We start from the raw sequence: 16,228 nt of genomic DNA, 5'->3' as shown, positions 1-16,228 counted from the left end.
TTAAGGGTTAATGCAATAGAATTTTGAGGATTAGCGGCGAGCAATATCGTCGTTTTCCACTAATACTAATAACGCAGCATCGCCACCCCATTCTTTAGGGGCTTGATGAAAAGCTATAATATCAGGGTGTTGCGCTAACCAAAGTGGTGTTTGCTGTTTTAAAATATGTTTGCCATGGCCGTGCATAATACAGGCACAATAAACATGTTCTCGTCTACATGCTGCAATCAATGCGCCAATCTCTTGTTTTGCAATTAACTGTGTTAATCCATGCAAATCTAGAAAGAACTCAGGTATATAATCACCCCGACGTAGCTTTTTTAATTCATAAGCATTAGCGCCTTCTCTTAAATAGCGCATCGGACCTTCTGTGGCCAAGTTAGGCTGAAATTCATCTGAAAAATAATAAGAAGCATCAACTTGCTCTTGTTGCAAACGTTCAACAGCGTAGTGCGTCACTTTTTTACGTTTAGGTGAATGAAGTATTTTATCTTGAGGTAATTTTTTGGTGCCTTTTATCATCTCCTGAAATAACTCAATTTCAGACGGCGGTAATGAAAATTTTTTATTCATTTTTTACGATTCTTCATAGTGTTACTGTTGTTATAAGGCAATAGTACATGAAATAGTGTCAGAGATAAAAAAGTATAGGTCATAAATTTAGGATAAAAAAAGGCAGGGAATTTACCCTGCCGAAATAGTCACATAGCTAGAAAATAGATGAATTAATGACCTGAGGTTTCAGCGCGTCGACAGGCTTCAAATAAGAACCATGTACGACGTTCAGTCTCATCAATCCAGTTTTCAATTAAGCTTGCAGTTGATATATCGTTATTTTCGTCACAAACAACGTGTGCTTTTCTTAACTCTGCTGCAAGGAGTTGGTTATCTTGGCACAGTTCAGCAAGCATATCTAAAGGCTCAACATATTCCGCATTGTTATCTTCAATACGTTGCATTTTTGAGATTTGACTAATAGAGCGTAATGTTAGGCCACCAATTTTACGCACACGTTCAGCAATAGGATCGGTCATCGCAAATAATTGATCACCTTGTTCATCTAACATGAGGTGATAATCACGGAAATGAGGGCCGCTTACATGCCAATGGAAATTTTTTGTTTTTAGGTATAATGCAAAAACATCGGATAGGATTGCATTCATCGCAGCACTGACTTCTTTTGTTGCTTTAGGTTTTAGATCAGTGGGCGTTGTTAGAGGACGGGTTTGCAGTTTGCGTACATCATTAACTTCAGATGGGGTTAATTTTTTACTGCTCATTTTTGTCTCCTAAAAATCAAAGAAATATTATTGAGAGAGCAACATAATCAATAGAGTAACAAATGAAGAATGAATACTTTTTTGATGCTATTTGTTTTTCTGCTCAATAATTAATTGTACTTTTTAAGTATGATCCCATTTTTTATTATTCCCACCTAAAGGTAAAAATTAAGTTATTTATTCTTCAAGTTATATTTAATTTGGTTTTTAACTTTGAATTGTGTTTTTTATTTGGTTTGTTTCGCTTTTTGGGGGTGGTTTTTGAGAACCATTAGAAGGTGAGAATATTTAATAAGGTTACCTTTTTTTAGTGCTTAGCGCTGATTTATCCCCCTCTTCATGGCAAACTACAAACTTTCTATTTCTTCAGAGGACAACAGTTTTGGATATAACACTAAAAGAGGAAGCGGTTACTGATCTAAGCACAATCCTAGATATGTTACGTTGGGCTATGAGCCAGTTTAATTCATCTGATATTTATTATGGTCATGGCACAGATAACGCGTGGGATGAAGCATTGCAGCTTGTATTACCGACGATTGCACTTCCTTTAGATATTCCAGATGCACTGCTATCAACCAAGTTAACAACTTCTGAAAAGATGGACATTATTACGCTTGTCGAAAGCCGAATTGAGCAAAAAATTCCCGTTCCTTATTTAACTCATCGCGCTTGGTTCTGTGGTCACGAATTTTATGTTGATGAACGTGTTCTTATCCCTCGCTCTCCTATTGGTGAGTTAATTAATAACCATTTTGATGGTTTAATTCATCAAGAGCCGACACGCATTCTCGATTTATGCACGGGAAGTGGCTGTATTGCGATTGCTTGTGCTCATGAGTTTGAAGACGCTGAAGTCGATGCGGTTGATATTTCTGAAGATGCACTGGAAGTGGCTGAATTTAATATTGAAAACCACGGTTTAGTACATCGCGTTTATCCAATGCAATCCGATTTATTTAACGCCATTGTGCCTACGCCTTACGATATTATTGTGACGAATCCTCCGTATGTTGATGTCGAAGATATGGGAGATTTACCTGATGAATACCAAGTTGAACCTGAATTAGCATTAGCTTCAGGTATTGATGGCCTAGATATTACGAGACAAATTTTACTAAAAGCCCCTGAATATCTGAGTGAAAAAGGGATTTTAGTGTGTGAAGTGGGTAATAGTATGGTTCATCTTATTGAGCAATTCCCTGAGGTTCCATTTACATGGCTTGAATTTGAAAATGGTGGACTCGGTGTCTTTATGTTGACTCGTGAACAGCTCGTCGAATATTCAGCGTGTTTTTCTACTGATAGGCGTTGATGTAACAGCAATGAGACGGTAGATTGTTATTTATTGCAAATAACATATCGATAACATCACATAGTAATAGGAATAAAGGGATGGCAGGAAACAGTATCGGACAATTATTCAGAGTCACGACTTTTGGTGAGTCTCATGGTATTGCATTAGGTTGCATTGTTGATGGTGTACCTCCTGGATTGCCTTTAACAGAAGCCGATTTACAAGTTGATCTAGATAGACGTAGACCTGGAACATCACGTTATACCACTCAACGCCGTGAACCTGACCAAGTTCGCATTTTATCAGGTGTATTTAATGGTGTTACAACAGGAACAAGCATTGGTTTACTGATTGAAAATACGGATCAGCGTTCTCAAGATTACAGTGACATCAAAGATGTTTTTCGTCCTGGTCATGCTGATTATACCTACGAGCAAAAATATGGTTTGCGGGATTATCGTGGCGGAGGGCGCTCTTCTGCACGAGAAACTGCAATGCGTGTTGCGGCTGGTGCAATCGCAAAAAAATACTTAAAAGAGAAAATGGGGATTGAAGTAAAAGGTTACCTTTCTCAATTAGGCCCAATTACTTGTGATCTTGTCGATTGGTCTATCGTTGAAACAAATCCGTTTTTCTGCCCAGATCCTTCTCGTTTAGACGCGCTTGATGAATATATGCGTGCGCTTAAAAAAGAAGGTAACTCGATTGGTGCCAAAGTGACAGTGATTGCGGAGGGTGTGCCTGCAGGATTTGGTGAGCCTGTTTTTGACCGGCTGGATGCAGATTTAGCACATGCATTAATGAGTATCAATGCTGTTAAAGGCATTGAAATAGGTGATGGTTTTGGTGTTGTAACCTTAAAAGGCACTGAAAACCGAGATGAAATCACGAAGGATGGTTTTACTAGCAATCATGCCGGTGGCATTTTAGGTGGAATTAGCAGTGGTCAGCCAATTGTTGCTCATATCGCTTTAAAACCCACATCTAGCATTACTATTGCGGGCAAAACGATTAATCGTGATGGTGACGAAGTCGATATGATAACTAAAGGCCGTCACGATCCTTGCGTAGGAATACGGGCTATCCCTATTGCCGAAGCAATGATGGCAATTGTATTGCTTGATCATGCATTGCGCCAACGTGGTCAATGTGGAGATGTTGTACCTCCGCTAATGCAATGGTAATCATTCTACGTCAATAACGTAGTTGATAAACTGTTGTAAGTTTGATGTTAGCTTTAAAGGTGTGAGCGCCTAATTTTATTATGCTCAGATCGTGTTGCTGTGTTTTTTAAATAAATGAGATAAACACAGCAACGCGTCCTTCATTCCTAATAATTCGGATAGATAAATGGATTGGCTCTTTTCAGATGGCATCTACCTTCTTCTCTTCTTTGTTGCTTTAATCGCAGGTTTTATTGATTCAATTGCTGGTGGAGGTGGATTAATTACTATTCCAGCTTTGTTATCAGCGGGGATCTCGCCTGTTCAAGCTCTCGCAACGAATAAACTGCAATCAGTCGGTGGCTCTTTTTCGGCGACGCTTTATTTTATACGTCGAAAAGTGATTGATTTAAAAGCGCAGCGATTTGCAATTTTAATGACATTTATTGGTGCCGTTTCTGGTGCAATGTTGGTGCAGTTTATTAATCCAGAAATCCTTAAACAAGCGCTTCCTATTCTTACCATAGCTATAGGTCTCTATTTTCTTCTGACTCCATCAATAGGTGTTCAAGACAGTAAACAACGTATTGGTTACTATACTTTTGGTGCAATATTAGGTGGTGGCGTCGGTTTTTATGATGGTATTTTTGGACCTGGTACAGGATCTTTTTTTGCTTTAGGTTATGTCATGTTACTTGGATATAATCTTTCAAAAGCAACAGCGCATGCTAAGTTACTTAACTTCACCTCCAATTTTGGCTCTTTACTGTTTTTTATTATTGGTGGGCAGGTTATTTGGACTATTGGTTTAGTTATGCTTTGTGGGCAGTTTATTGGTGCTCGCTTAGGTGCAGGTTTAGTATTAACAAAAGGGCAAAAATTAATCAGACCTATGCTGGTCATTATCTCCTTTTTGATGAGCATCAAACTCATCTATGACAATCATGGCGATACTATTGCACTTTGGTTTTCTGCACTTTTTAATTAGGAATAGATGGTTTTTAAATGTCAGCACATCATTATCAACAGTTAATTGATATCTTTAATCAATGTTTTAGCGAAAGTTTTCAAACCCGTTTAGTCAAAGGGGATGATGAGCCGATTTATTTGCCTGCAAATGAAGAGACACCTTATCACCAAATTATTTTTGCTCATGGTTTTTATGCTAGCGCATTACATGAAATATCACATTGGTGTATCGCTGGAGAGGCCCGTCGCCAACAAGTTGATTATGGTTACTGGTATTGCCCAGATGGGCGAGATGAAGTTACCCAAGGGCAGTTCGAAGTGGTAGAAATCAAACCTCAAGCATTAGATTGGTTATTCTGCCAAGCTGCTGGTTATCCTTTCAATGTCAGTTGTGACAATTTAGAAGGTAACTTTGAACCTGATCGTTATGAATTTAGAAACAAAGTGAGAGAACAAGTACTCGCTTATCTACGAGACAAAAACACCCCACCTCGCGCACAGCTATTTATTAATGCGTTACATTTGTTTTACAATACTCCAGAGCTAACGGAAGAGATGTTTCCTTATCAGGAAAATCCTTTAGTTAATTAAGGATTGCGAGAATAACTATCGCCTATCCACTGTGAAGGTTTTACCCAATAGGGTGGAGTCTGAAGTAATAAGGTTGCGAGAAAATATGTATTTATACCTTGCTAATACAAGGTAAATATAAAAGATAGCAACATTATATATTGAGGATAAATAATGCTTTCTGAGTATGAAGCGTACTTATTAGATAAAATTGATAGCCGTGTTGAACATGCCACTGACGATGAATTATTTGCAGGCGGGTATTTACAAGGTCATATTACATTGGCTATTGCTGAACTTGAGCAAGAAAATAATACACAGTTAGAAGCGTTAAGAGCGCGTGTAGAAGAGAGCATTCAAAAGGCGATAAAAGCAGGTGAGCTTTCGCCACCAGATCAAGCGTTAGTTTTATCTACATGGCATGATTTAGTTAACTCAATTAATTAATTCGGCATGTTACTAAGAGAACAACCGGCATAAATCGGTTGTTTTTTCTTTCTTAATGTCTTATTAAAATCATAGTCTCTACATGATATTTAAGATATTTTCTGTTGAATTAGATTGGTTTTTATACAAAAATTGATCTTCATTATTTATCAATTGTTTTTATTTGATTTTTCAAAGTCGATGTATCTCTCATTGATTAAGCATAATAGTGCTATCTTTTGTAACTCCTTGCCATTTCTGTAAAATTACTTTTAAATGTTTTTAGGAATGTTTCTCGGGATGCAAATGATTTGCATAGAATATTTATGATAAGGATAACGATACGATGAAAAATTTCTTTAAAATAGGCCTACTGACTAGCACTGTTTTGTTTCTATCTGCTTGTGATCAATTTGATTTAGATAATAAAAAAAATAAGTTTTATTACAGTAATCCAAGCGAAAAAGTCATTAGTTTTAGTGTCGATGGTAAAGAATATCAGGTTGAACCGGGTAAAAATGGCTATATAACGCTGTCACCAGGTGAACATAATTTGAAAGATAGTGCCGGTAATGATGCTCGATTTATGGTTTATGACAATAATAATGGTGGCATATTAAATCCTGATAATTTTATGTATTACACCCTTTCTGAAGTTTATGCAGTAAAGGGAAAAACGGATCAGTTTAAACCTGTCGATTACCCCGTTATTATTAATGGCTATGAATTTGAACTTCCAGTGCGTAGTACTAATGCCACATTAATTGATGGTAATGTTTTTCAGTGTACCTATGCTTTAGGCGAGCCATTTCCTAATGAAATTCGTACTCGTAATAAAAATAATGACGGTGGCATAAAAAATAAATGCTTTGATAAACCTGAATTTATTCAATATATTTCAGCGGAATATAATAAAGATTTAGCCCCGTTTACTCAAGAAGATGAATATAACGATTCTGTTAACCTTGATTTAGACTATATGTTGCCGGCAGCAGAATTTACTGATCCTGATATTCAAGCTGAAGCAGAAGAGCTAGTTTCATTATTAAATCAAATTCAAGAAAGTGAAGATCCGAAGATCCATAGTACATTAAAAGATAAACTTTATAAGGCGACACTTGCTATTTCTAGCGCGTATGGTAATCGGGCGGTTAAAAATTCCGTTGAAGACAATAAATACTATGGTCATTTTATTAAAGAGACTCAGAAGTTCCAATCTTACGGTATACTGCCTAAAAATTAACGAGTTCAAGAATAAGTCATTATTTTAGTATTAACACAAGCCATCCAGTAGGGTGGCTTTTTAATAAATTAATCATAAAAATATCTGAGCTGGAAAACGAGATGACAACGACACAAACTAAAATAAAAAATAACAATATTACGATCCGCCAAACACAGATCGACGATGCTACTAAACTACCTGCTATTGAGTTATCGGCAGGGCAACTTTTTAGCACTTTAGAGGATTTGCGCTGGATAAGTGAAAGTGGCGTACAAAGTGTTGAAAAACATGTAGCGTTTATTCGTCAACAAGGACATTGGGTTGCGGTTAATCGTGATAATGAGCCCGTTGGTTTTATTATGACGACATCTTTACCTGAAAGCTTATTTATTCATGAGCTTTCAGTGAGCCTAGATTGGCAAAATAGAGGGATTGGTAAATTACTTATTCAAAAAGTAAAAGATGAAGCCAAACTACATAAGTTTGATGCTATTACATTGACAACATTTCGTCATGTACCTTGGAATGCGCCGTATTATCAACGCTTAGGTTTTTCAATTTTACCAGAAAGCGAAATTCCAAGTTCTTTGCAAGCAGTTTTAGATAATGAAGTTGAAAGAGGGGGATTTGCAAAAGAAACACGTTGTGCGATGAAGTTTGAGATTAAAGAACAAAAATAAATAATACTAAGTTTGCCATTTAGTCCATATTTTATGCAGTCGATAGAGGTAACGCTAATGTAGTTACCTTATTTGGGTAATGCCAATAAGCAGATAGATGTGCCCCACGTACCGTGTTCACAATGGATCTGTTTTTCCCCGTAGTTGTTCATAAAATTAAGTAAACTATCGCCTGAGCTAAAATAAATAAGGCTAGCATCAGGTTGATCACTCGTTGATATATGAGGCATAAACATATTAGCCATAGCGCGTTTTACCGTGCTAACACTTGTCGAGGATGCGACATAACGTTGAGATACCAACCAATCAACGCCAGTTGAAAGTGAGGTGACTTGTGAAGACATCGCGGCACCTAAAATCATTAATATCCATCCATTAGAGTTTTGCATTTCAGTTGAAAATGGATAGGCAATCATATTGTAGTGAGATTGGTGTAAATCTTGGCGTTTTTGGCGATTAGTTAGTGTTGTGAGTAGTTGCTGTTGTAAATCAGAAGAAAAATGCAGCGTTGCTATCGTATTTTCTGATAAGTCATCATCGAGAAATTGATACAGCCCTTGAATATACAGGCTTGATTTATCGGTGCCACATTCATTCAGGTTATGATAAACACGCCAATGACCCGACAATGTTTTTACTGCATAAGCGCCATGAGAAAATGTTAAACCATAATCAGATAAAGATTGTCCTTGACGAAAAAGGGCAATAACTCGATCACCACTATGATCTAGATATTGTCGTAGAATTTTAGCTTGTTCAGTGCGTAAGGCGATATCTTGAGGTGTTGATGATATTTTATCGGCACAATTATAGCTACTCGCATAAGAAAAAGAAGTTATGCTCAAATTAATAAGCATAACAATCAGTTTGATTTTATTTGTGCACATCTTAATTCAGTTTTTCCTGATGAGAAAGTGAGCGCTCATCTTGTGTTACAACATGAGAAATAATGGTATCGCCTTTTTTCAAATACGCACCAGTACCTTTTTCAACGGGTTCGAGAGTGAGTTTGTCATCAGGTTTAATTGGATTTTTTTCTAATGCATCGGCGGGAACAACTATTTCGACATCTTCACCTTTTTCAGTTTTTGCTTTAATGATTTTTTCATCAGGTTTATTACTTTTCTCAACCGAAATTTGTACCAATATAACAGGTAATCCAATAGGAGATAAAAGGATCCCACTGACAAGCGCTGAACTTCCAACGCTACTGATGACACTCATAGCAGAATAAATTTCACCTGTTGAATGGTTACCCGCAGATATTGGTAATGAGATAAATGCAATAGAACCAATAAGTAACGCTGAAAGTGATTTTTTCATATAATATCCTTATTAAGTAATTAAACTGAATAAACCATATATCTAAAAACTATTAATAAATAAAAAAACAGGGTTTAATTAATTGCTTATGTTTTTATTCTTGCCTTTATTAATAAGATATTATTTTATATTTATAAATAATTCTATTGTTTTATATCTATTGGTTTTCCTCGTAGTAAGGATCTTACCCAAAAACGATTAGGGTGTAAGGCATTCAATACATTATCTTCAATCGGAAAAGGTTCATCAAAAATTTGGCTTGCAAGAATTTCAGCTGATAAAGGCGCTGAACATAGCCCACGAGAGCCTAATGCGCTGATAATATAAAGTTGATGATAAGCAGGTGCTGAAGCGGGGGTTTGTCTTCTACGTTTAAATCTGTCTAAATGTGTGTATGCAACTCGCAATTTTTCAAAATCAGGTACTTCGCCTAATAAGGGGAGGTGATCGCGGATCGTGCATCGAATACCTATTCGGGCTTCATTTCGGCTAAAATCAACTTCGTTAACCCAAGGTGCTTTTGCTAAACACTGTATCAGATGAGCTTGGTTGTTTTCTTGTTCTTGAGTCGAGACCGCTAAATCTAATCGATCGCGACGAAAGCTTGCTCCTACACAATGTAAGTTATCTTGCTTATCAACAGGTGTAAAATAACCATCATAACAAAGCACAGTTTTTAGTTTTGATAATGTCTTGGTTGTTGGAATATGGCTAACTTGACCTCTGACTGCGCTGATGGGTAATTTTTTACTTTGAGTAAAGTCTGTAATTCGATGCCCATTTGCTAAAATAACGCAATCATGTTGTGATTGAAGTGGTATTGCATTTTCTCCATCGTGATGAACAATATCTAAGCACCAAGAAGCATCTTGCTCACGTATTTGAGTGACTTGATGATTAAATCGCAATGTTAATCCTAATTTTTCAGCGTATTTTAATGTATTGATTGTGAGCTCAGTCGGGGAAAGCCAGCCCGCTTTTGGATAAAACAAAGCATCACAATTAACGTCTATTCCGCTAAGTTTATTGACTTCATCTTCATCGAGATAACACGCTATTTGAGAAAAAGGAATGGAATTATCTATAATTCGCTGCACTTTCTTACGAACTTTCTCGTTATAAATAACCTGTGTAACGCCAGACCATTGATGTGAAAAAGGAATACCTGCTTTACTCAGATTATCATAAGTGCGATGAGCAAATAGAAATGCAGTTGTAAAAAATTGTTCTAGTTCATCAGATTTGCCATTGAGTAAAGGATATAACACACCTTGTCGATTGCCTGAGGCATTAGTTGCAGGTTGTTTATCTTCACAATATAAGGTGACATTGGCACCTCTTCTTAGGCAGGAAATTGCCGCAAATGTGCTGGCAATACCGCCACCTATAATTGCAATATTCTGTGCTTTAGTCGCACTGGGTCTTGCATAGTAAGGGAGAAACTCTGGGGATGGAGCTTGTCGGAAAATACCTGTCAGCATTTCTCTTTTTTGACCAAATCCTTTGATTTTATTTATCTCAAAACCAACACGTTGCAAACCTCGCTTGACAATCCCAGCAGCGGTAAACGTTGCAAATGTGCCGTTTTCTCTCATTGAATCAGCCATCGATTGGAAAAGTGTTTCACTCCACATTTGTGGATTTTTAGAAGGTGCAAAACCATCTAAGAACCATGCATCGACTTTGTTATGTAGCGCTTGGCGAGTTTGAGGTAACAAGGTATTGATATCACCAAACCATAAATCCAGAGTCACTGCTCCATCAGCAAGGATAATGCGATGGCAACCCGCAATAGCTAATGGCCATTGAGAACAAAGCGCTTGTGAATATTTTTTGAGTTCTGGCCAATGGTCATGTGCAGATTGTAAGTCACTTTTTGTAAGAGGAAATTTTTCGAAACTGACATAATGAAGACGTTTTAAACAAGCGTCAGGAGATGTTTGCCTAAATTGCTCGAAAGCTTGCCACAGTGTTAAAAAATTAAGCCCAGTACCAAATCCTGTTTCTGCGATAATACATTCAGAGCGTACATGTGTACCAAAACGTGATGGAAAATGATTTCCATGTAAGAAGACATGTCGCGTTTCTTCTAGACCATCTTGGTTTGAAAAGTAAATATCGCCAAATTGTTCAGAGATAGGTGTACCAAGTTCATTCCAACTTAAAGATGCAGTATTTATCGGGCTATTATTCACGGAACTGCCTGTATTTCTCGAAAAAATTAACCAATATCTTAACGCCGTTAAGTGACTTGTACCAGCCTTAAAGGGGAAAGTGTTTTATCTGCTTATCTTTATTTTTGTAAAAAAGATCCTGATCGGACTTGTTCGGCGTACAACTGTACGCTAAAGTGCTACTCAGAAATCCCGCAGCTACAACTATTATTGTAAAGAGGTATGAATGAAGCGCGCAGTGATCACGGGTCTGGGTATTGTTTCGAGCATTGGTAATAACCAGAAAGAAGTGCTGGATTCTTTAAAAGAAGGTCGTTCCGGGATAACTTTCTCAGAAGAATTTAAAGAGATGGGGCTTCGTAGCCACATTTGGGGCAACGTTAAGCTTGATACTGAAGGTCTTATTGACCGTAAAATCCGCCGTTTTATGAGCGACGCATCGGTTTATGCCTATTTATCTATGCAAGAGGCGATAGCTGATTCAGGTCTGACCGAAGATCAAGTTTCTAATATTCGTTCTGGCTTAGTCGTTGGTTCTGGTGGTGGTTCGCCACGTAACCAAGTTCAAGGTTCTGATGGCATGAGGGCAAAAGGTCTACGTGGCGTAGGTCCTTATATGGTAACTCGTGCAATGGCATCAGGTGTTTCAGCTTGTTTAGCAACACCTTTCAAAATTAAAGGCGTTAACTATTCAATCAGTTCGGCTTGTTCAACATCAGCACACTGTATTGGTCATGCCGTTGAACTTATTCAGTTAGGCAAACAAGATATTGTATTTGCTGGTGGTGGTGAAGAGTTAAGTTGGGAAATGACCTGCGAATTTGATGCAATGGGTGCACTTTCAACTAAATATAACGAAACGCCAACCAAAGCTTCTCGTACTTACGATAAAAACCGTGATGGTTTTGTTATCGCTGGTGGTGGCGGTATTGTAGTGGTTGAAGAGTTAGAACATGCATTAGCACGTGGTGCACATATCTATGGTGAAATCGTAGGTTATGGTGCCACGTCTGACGGTGCAGACATGGTTGCACCGTCAGGTGAAGGTGCTGTACGTTGTATGCAAATGGCAATGCAAGGTATTGATAAAGTAGATTATATCAATACACATGGTACTTCAACGCCAGTTGGCGATTTAAAAGAGCTTGAAGCTATCACTGAAGTGTTTGGTTCGCAGACACCCGCCATCTCAGCAACAAAAGCAATGACTGGTCACTCATTAGGTGCAGCTGGTGTGCATGAAGCTATTTATAGTCTACTGATGTTAGAGCATGGATTTATTGCACCAAGCATCAATATTGAAGAACTAGACGATAAAGCAATGGGGATGAACATCATTACTCAACCAACAGAACAGAAACTGGAGACTGTCATGTCAAATAGTTTTGGTTTTGGTGGTACAAATGCTTCATTAGTCATGAGTAAATATAAAAAATAGTTAGATATACTTATATTTCTCTATTTAAACAAGCAGGCTTCATTTTATGAGGTCTGCTTTTTTATTTGGAAAATTATTATGCAAAATAATTTATTATTTTAATAAAGATATCTTTCGGATAAAAATCATTAAAAAAAGATTATATAAATAAGGTTTAGAAATACCTCAACTGATAGTTACTCAATTCATCATTCTAATAAATAGACGATTTTTGTTAATATATTGTTTATATTAATAAAAATGAATCGAGTCCATTTTATTTCAATCGTTTAATTTAATTTTACCTAAAATCACTAAATGTTTTGTTTTATATGGGGTTAGATGAATTGGAAAATGGAATAATAGAAAAAGAGCGTGAAAAAATTGATCTGGATTATTTTATTACAAATAAATAGGAGCTATTTAATATAAAAGTTGGTAATGTTTGCCACGGATACTTGTATTACTTTATATTTTGTACTTTGATTTCTTGTGTCAGTTTTATTTATAAAACCTCACATTATGAATGTGACCGGCTAATACTTTAGCCGGCATTTTTTTATTGTAGTCTTTTTGACATTGACTCACATCTCCTGATGACAATCTGCTTTTTTCTGGGCAGGCTGACGTCGGAAATTCAGCGGTGTTCTAAGTTGTTGAACTAAGAGCACACCGAGTAACACAATCCCACCACCTACTAAGTGATAACTATGCATTTCTTCACCGAGAAGCGCGATAGCAATCATTGCGGTAAATAACGGCATTAGGTTCATAAAAATAGAGGTCGTATTTGCGCCTAACTTCATCACACCTAAAATCCACAGATAAGGCGCAAGAATAGAAGCTCCGATACCTGCGAAGATAACTAATCCAATATTATCTTTTGTTAACGCAACATTGTCGGCAAGAAAGAAGTTTGGCAGTAATAACAGAACACCAAATCCAATTTGTACATAAAGTGATTGCCAGTTAGGTAGGGTTATTGACCATCGTTTTGTTAATACACCATAAAGGGCATATGATGCCGAAGCAATAAACATCATCAGCTCACCATACCCCAAACCTTGGGAAAGTAACTGAGAAGGTTCGCCTCGGCTAATTAACCAAACTAAGCCACTAATTGAAAGCACTGTGCCTAAAACAATACCTACCGTAGGTACAACACGTAAAACAAAAATACTAATAATAACGGTTAATAATGGGATAAGAGAGTTTAGGATCCCCATAAATGTTGCACTAACATAATGCGCGGCATAATAAGCCAAACTTTGGTACATCACCATCCCTAATGCACCAAGAATAAATAATTTCCACCAATACTGTTTGACGGTTTTACGATGATGCCAAACGGGCATGATCAAAAAAGGTGTCATAATTAAAAAGGCGAGGAACCAACGATAAAAAGAGATTGCAGCAGGATCGATAACAGACGCGGCTGCTTTATTGACGACTGCATTAATTGACCAGATTAACACCGCTAAAAGCGGAAAAATTGCGTTTTTCATTGTTCTCACATCTATTTTTAAACCAGGCGGCTATTGTAAGCCTGTCTGATTAGATATATATAATGAAAACCAGACAACAGATAGGCCAATAAAGACAACATGACAAGAGAACAACATAAAAATGACAATTGAACAACAAAAAATGCAATGGTTATTATCTGATCCAGATACAGTTCGATTCCGTGATGAGCAACTGTTAGCTGAAACAGAGTTTGTTTATCATCAACATGATTTTGGCCAGTTACTTTATGTGATTTCTGGTGTTATGGATTTAGAAGCTGGAGGACAGCGGTTTTTAGCACCACCAGAATTTAGTGTATGGATCCCCAAAAATGTAGGGCATGCCAGTTACAATAAAAAAACACTCTCTTTTAAAGTGCTAGATATCGCACCAAGTTGGTGCGATGGATTATTAGATAAACCTTGTTTGATTCAATTAAGTGCTATTTTTTCAACCATATTTTCTGACTTTTTTCATCGTGGTGTATGTAAACCACAAACAGAAGAAGATTTTCGCTTAGCTCAAGTACTGATTGATCAACTTAAAGCTTCGCCAATACATCATACTTATTTACCGTCTTCTAAAGATAAATTACTTGCTCCCATACTTTCTGTATTAGAGCAAAATCCAGCAGATAATACCTCACTAGAAGAATGGGCTAAAAAACGTTATACCTCAGAAAGAACGCTTTCACGCCGTTGCCAACAAGAATTAGGTATGTCATTTAGTGAATGGCGGAAGCGCTTACGCTTTTTACATGCAATTTCTTTATTAGAGCAAGGGAAAAGCGTGAATGAAATTGCATTTGATGTGGGGTATAGCTCTTCGTCTTCATTTATTGCGATGTTTCAACAATTTGCTGGCACAACACCGGAACGTTTCCGTCGATTACCCAATTGTTAAGCACTCTTTTCATATATTTACTTAAAATCTAGGCGGATTTTACTGTCAATAATAGGCTTTGTTATGAATAAGTGGCAAAATAGACCGCTTAATTTTATTTTTCGATTGATTGTTTATACATATAAATACCAAATCAGTGAGATAACACCGTGAAAATTCTGGTTGATGAAAATATGCCTTATGCGGAACAACTTTTCCGCCAATTAGGTGAGGTAAAAGCTGTTTCTGGTCGCCCATTACCTACTGATGAGCTTAATGATTCTGATGCCTTAATGGTGAGATCAATTACTAAAGTCAATGAATCCTTATTATCGGGCAAGCCAGTAAAATTTGTTGGAACTGCGACGGCGGGTTTCGATCATGTCGATATTGCATGGCTAGAACAGCAACAAATTGGTTTTTCATCAGCCCCTGGTTGTAATGCTATCGCGGTTGTCGAATATGTGTTTTCTGCGCTGATGATGCTAGCAGAACAAGATAGCTTTCAATTAACTGATAAAGTTGTCGGTATTGTTGGTGTAGGAAATGTAGGTGGTCGATTAGCAACACGGCTTCGTGCGTTGGGGGTCAATGTTTTACTTTGTGATCCACCAAGAGCTGATAATGGTGATGACGAAGCGTTTCATCCATTGGAAACATTGTTAGAAAAAGCAGATATTCTAACTTTCCATACACCTCTCAATAAATCAGGCTTATATCAAAGTTATCATTTAATGAATGAGAGCAATCTCGAAAAATTACCTGAAGGACGTATTTTAATTAATGCGAGCCGTGGCGAGGTCATTGATAATCAAGCATTATTATCAGTGCTCGAAAAAGGTAAATCTTTACGCGTTGTATTGGATGTTTGGGAGCCTGAGCCTGATCTCTCTATTGAATTATTAAATAAAGTTGATATAGGAACACCACATATTGCTGGTTATACCTTAGAAGGTAAGGCGCGTGGTACAACTCAAGTTTTTGAAGCTTATTGTGATTTTATTGGGCAGCCTCAACAAGTTGAATTATCAACGCTGTTGCCTGCACCGACTATTTCCACCATTTCAGTACAAGGTGAGTTAACACAAACACTTTTAAAACAACTTATTCATCTTGTTTATGATGTACGCCGTGATGATGCTCCATTACGAAAAGTAGCAGGAATAAAAGGGGAGTTTGATAAGTTACGCAAATTTTACCCTGTACGTCGTGAATGGTCTTCACTACACGTTATTTGTGACCATCAAACCACGGCTGATACATTAAATGCAATTGGCTTTAGCGCTACATATAAAAGTGCAACACATAAATAAAGC

At 37.2% G+C, this 16,228-nt stretch carries 16 protein-coding genes; 10 read left to right on the top strand and 6 right to left on the bottom strand.

Going from position 1 to position 16,228, the window contains the following annotated elements; translation table 11 throughout:
• Positions 1-30: 30 nt before the first annotated feature.
• Together smrB and SB028_RS12830 are read right to left on the bottom strand one after the other, a co-directional pair.
• On the bottom strand, positions 31-573 hold the full coding sequence (gene smrB / locus SB028_RS12835) for an endonuclease SmrB (RefSeq protein WP_069367947.1): 543 nt from the start codon (positions 571-573) through the stop codon (positions 31-33).
• 152 nt (positions 574-725) lie between these two features.
• A complete protein-coding gene (locus SB028_RS12830; RefSeq protein ID WP_069367948.1) occupies positions 726-1,280 on the bottom strand; it encodes a Dps family protein in 555 nt (184 codons plus the stop codon).
• A 382-nt stretch (positions 1,281-1,662) separates the two neighbouring features.
• Here SB028_RS12830 and prmB point away from each other — a divergent pair, with 382 nt between their 5' ends.
• The 7 genes from prmB to SB028_RS12795 all read left to right on the top strand — a co-directional run bounded on the left by prmB (position 1,663) and on the right by SB028_RS12795 (position 7,610).
• Entirely contained in the window at positions 1,663-2,595 is a 933-nt protein-coding gene (prmB, locus tag SB028_RS12825; protein ID WP_074454075.1) for a 50S ribosomal protein L3 N(5)-glutamine methyltransferase, read from the top strand.
• An 80-nt stretch (positions 2,596-2,675) separates the two neighbouring features.
• Positions 2,676-3,761 (top strand): chorismate synthase, encoded by a 1,086-nt coding sequence (aroC, locus tag SB028_RS12820; RefSeq protein ID WP_069367950.1) that lies wholly within the window; start codon positions 2,676-2,678, stop codon positions 3,759-3,761.
• 166 nt (positions 3,762-3,927) lie between these two features.
• Positions 3,928-4,728 (top strand): sulfite exporter TauE/SafE family protein, encoded by an 801-nt coding sequence (locus tag SB028_RS12815; protein WP_069367951.1) that lies wholly within the window; start codon positions 3,928-3,930, stop codon positions 4,726-4,728.
• 17 nt (positions 4,729-4,745) lie between these two features.
• The gene (locus SB028_RS12810) at positions 4,746-5,300 is read left to right on the top strand and encodes an elongation factor P hydroxylase (RefSeq protein ID WP_069367952.1); all 555 of its coding nucleotides are present in this window, start codon (positions 4,746-4,748) and stop codon (positions 5,298-5,300) included.
• 153 nt (positions 5,301-5,453) lie between these two features.
• The gene (locus SB028_RS12805; protein WP_006533359.1) at positions 5,454-5,726 is read left to right on the top strand and encodes a YfcL family protein; all 273 of its coding nucleotides are present in this window, start codon (positions 5,454-5,456) and stop codon (positions 5,724-5,726) included.
• A gap of 325 nt (positions 5,727-6,051) precedes the next feature.
• A complete protein-coding gene (locus SB028_RS12800; protein WP_069367953.1) occupies positions 6,052-6,948 on the top strand; it encodes a hypothetical protein in 897 nt (298 codons plus the stop codon).
• A gap of 101 nt (positions 6,949-7,049) precedes the next feature.
• On the top strand, positions 7,050-7,610 hold the full coding sequence (locus SB028_RS12795) for a GNAT family N-acetyltransferase (protein ID WP_069367954.1): 561 nt from the start codon (positions 7,050-7,052) through the stop codon (positions 7,608-7,610).
• Between the two features lie 68 nt (positions 7,611-7,678).
• Here SB028_RS12795 and SB028_RS12790 read toward each other — a convergent pair whose 3' ends face one another.
• The 3 genes from SB028_RS12790 to mnmC form a co-directional block, all read right to left on the bottom strand.
• Positions 7,679-8,497 (bottom strand): DUF2145 domain-containing protein, encoded by an 819-nt coding sequence (locus SB028_RS12790; protein ID WP_286138854.1) that lies wholly within the window; start codon positions 8,495-8,497, stop codon positions 7,679-7,681.
• Position 8,498: 1 nt separating this feature from the next.
• The gene (locus tag SB028_RS12785; protein WP_069367955.1) at positions 8,499-8,933 is read right to left on the bottom strand and encodes an STM0539 family protein; all 435 of its coding nucleotides are present in this window, start codon (positions 8,931-8,933) and stop codon (positions 8,499-8,501) included.
• A 143-nt stretch (positions 8,934-9,076) separates the two neighbouring features.
• Positions 9,077-11,128, bottom strand: coding sequence for a bifunctional tRNA (5-methylaminomethyl-2-thiouridine)(34)-methyltransferase MnmD/FAD-dependent 5-carboxymethylaminomethyl-2-thiouridine(34) oxidoreductase MnmC (gene mnmC / locus SB028_RS12780; RefSeq protein ID WP_069367956.1), 2,052 nt, complete (start codon positions 11,126-11,128; stop codon positions 9,077-9,079).
• 205 nt (positions 11,129-11,333) lie between these two features.
• Between mnmC and fabB the strand changes: the two genes are divergently transcribed.
• Complete coding sequence (fabB, locus tag SB028_RS12775) at positions 11,334-12,545, top strand: beta-ketoacyl-ACP synthase I (protein WP_069367957.1); 1,212 nt, start codon at positions 11,334-11,336, stop codon at positions 12,543-12,545.
• Between the two features lie 563 nt (positions 12,546-13,108).
• Here fabB and SB028_RS12770 read toward each other — a convergent pair.
• Entirely contained in the window at positions 13,109-14,029 is a 921-nt protein-coding gene (locus SB028_RS12770) for a DMT family transporter (protein WP_069367958.1), read from the bottom strand.
• 121 nt (positions 14,030-14,150) lie between these two features.
• Between SB028_RS12770 and SB028_RS12765 the strand changes: the two genes are divergently transcribed.
• Positions 14,151-14,933, top strand: a complete 783-nt coding sequence (locus SB028_RS12765) for an AraC family transcriptional regulator (RefSeq protein WP_069367959.1) — start codon at positions 14,151-14,153, stop codon at positions 14,931-14,933.
• 149 nt (positions 14,934-15,082) lie between these two features.
• Positions 15,083-16,225 (top strand): 4-phosphoerythronate dehydrogenase PdxB, encoded by a 1,143-nt coding sequence (gene pdxB, locus SB028_RS12760; protein ID WP_069367960.1) that lies wholly within the window; start codon positions 15,083-15,085, stop codon positions 16,223-16,225.
• The last annotated feature ends 3 nt before the right edge of the window (positions 16,226-16,228 follow it).

Origin of the sequence: Proteus vulgaris (assembly GCF_033708015.1) — a bacterium.
Lineage (GTDB): Bacteria > Pseudomonadota > Gammaproteobacteria > Enterobacterales > Enterobacteriaceae > Proteus.
This window is presented reverse-complemented; position numbering and strand designations above follow the sequence as displayed.

Bases quoted from the DNA above. Each gene is read 5' to 3' on its own strand.
- smrB (WP_069367947.1), bottom strand. From the start codon at position 573: ATGAATAAAAAATTTTCATTACCGCCGTCTGAAATTGAGTTATTTCAG.
- SB028_RS12830 (WP_069367948.1), bottom strand. From the start codon at position 1,280: ATGAGCAGTAAAAAATTAACCCCATCTGAAGTTAATGATGTACGCAAA.
- aroC (WP_069367950.1), top strand. From the start codon at position 2,676: ATGGCAGGAAACAGTATCGGACAATTATTCAGAGTCACGACTTTTGGT.
- SB028_RS12815 (WP_069367951.1), top strand. From the start codon at position 3,928: ATGGATTGGCTCTTTTCAGATGGCATCTACCTTCTTCTCTTCTTTGTT.
- SB028_RS12810 (WP_069367952.1), top strand. From the start codon at position 4,746: ATGTCAGCACATCATTATCAACAGTTAATTGATATCTTTAATCAATGT.
- SB028_RS12805 (WP_006533359.1), top strand. From the start codon at position 5,454: ATGCTTTCTGAGTATGAAGCGTACTTATTAGATAAAATTGATAGCCGT.
- SB028_RS12800 (WP_069367953.1), top strand. From the start codon at position 6,052: ATGAAAAATTTCTTTAAAATAGGCCTACTGACTAGCACTGTTTTGTTT.
- SB028_RS12795 (WP_069367954.1), top strand. From the start codon at position 7,050: ATGACAACGACACAAACTAAAATAAAAAATAACAATATTACGATCCGC.
- SB028_RS12790 (WP_286138854.1), bottom strand. From the start codon at position 8,497: ATGTGCACAAATAAAATCAAACTGATTGTTATGCTTATTAATTTGAGC.
- SB028_RS12785 (WP_069367955.1), bottom strand. From the start codon at position 8,933: ATGAAAAAATCACTTTCAGCGTTACTTATTGGTTCTATTGCATTTATC.
- fabB (WP_069367957.1), top strand. From the start codon at position 11,334: ATGAAGCGCGCAGTGATCACGGGTCTGGGTATTGTTTCGAGCATTGGT.
- SB028_RS12770 (WP_069367958.1), bottom strand. From the start codon at position 14,029: ATGAAAAACGCAATTTTTCCGCTTTTAGCGGTGTTAATCTGGTCAATT.
- SB028_RS12765 (WP_069367959.1), top strand. From the start codon at position 14,151: ATGACAATTGAACAACAAAAAATGCAATGGTTATTATCTGATCCAGAT.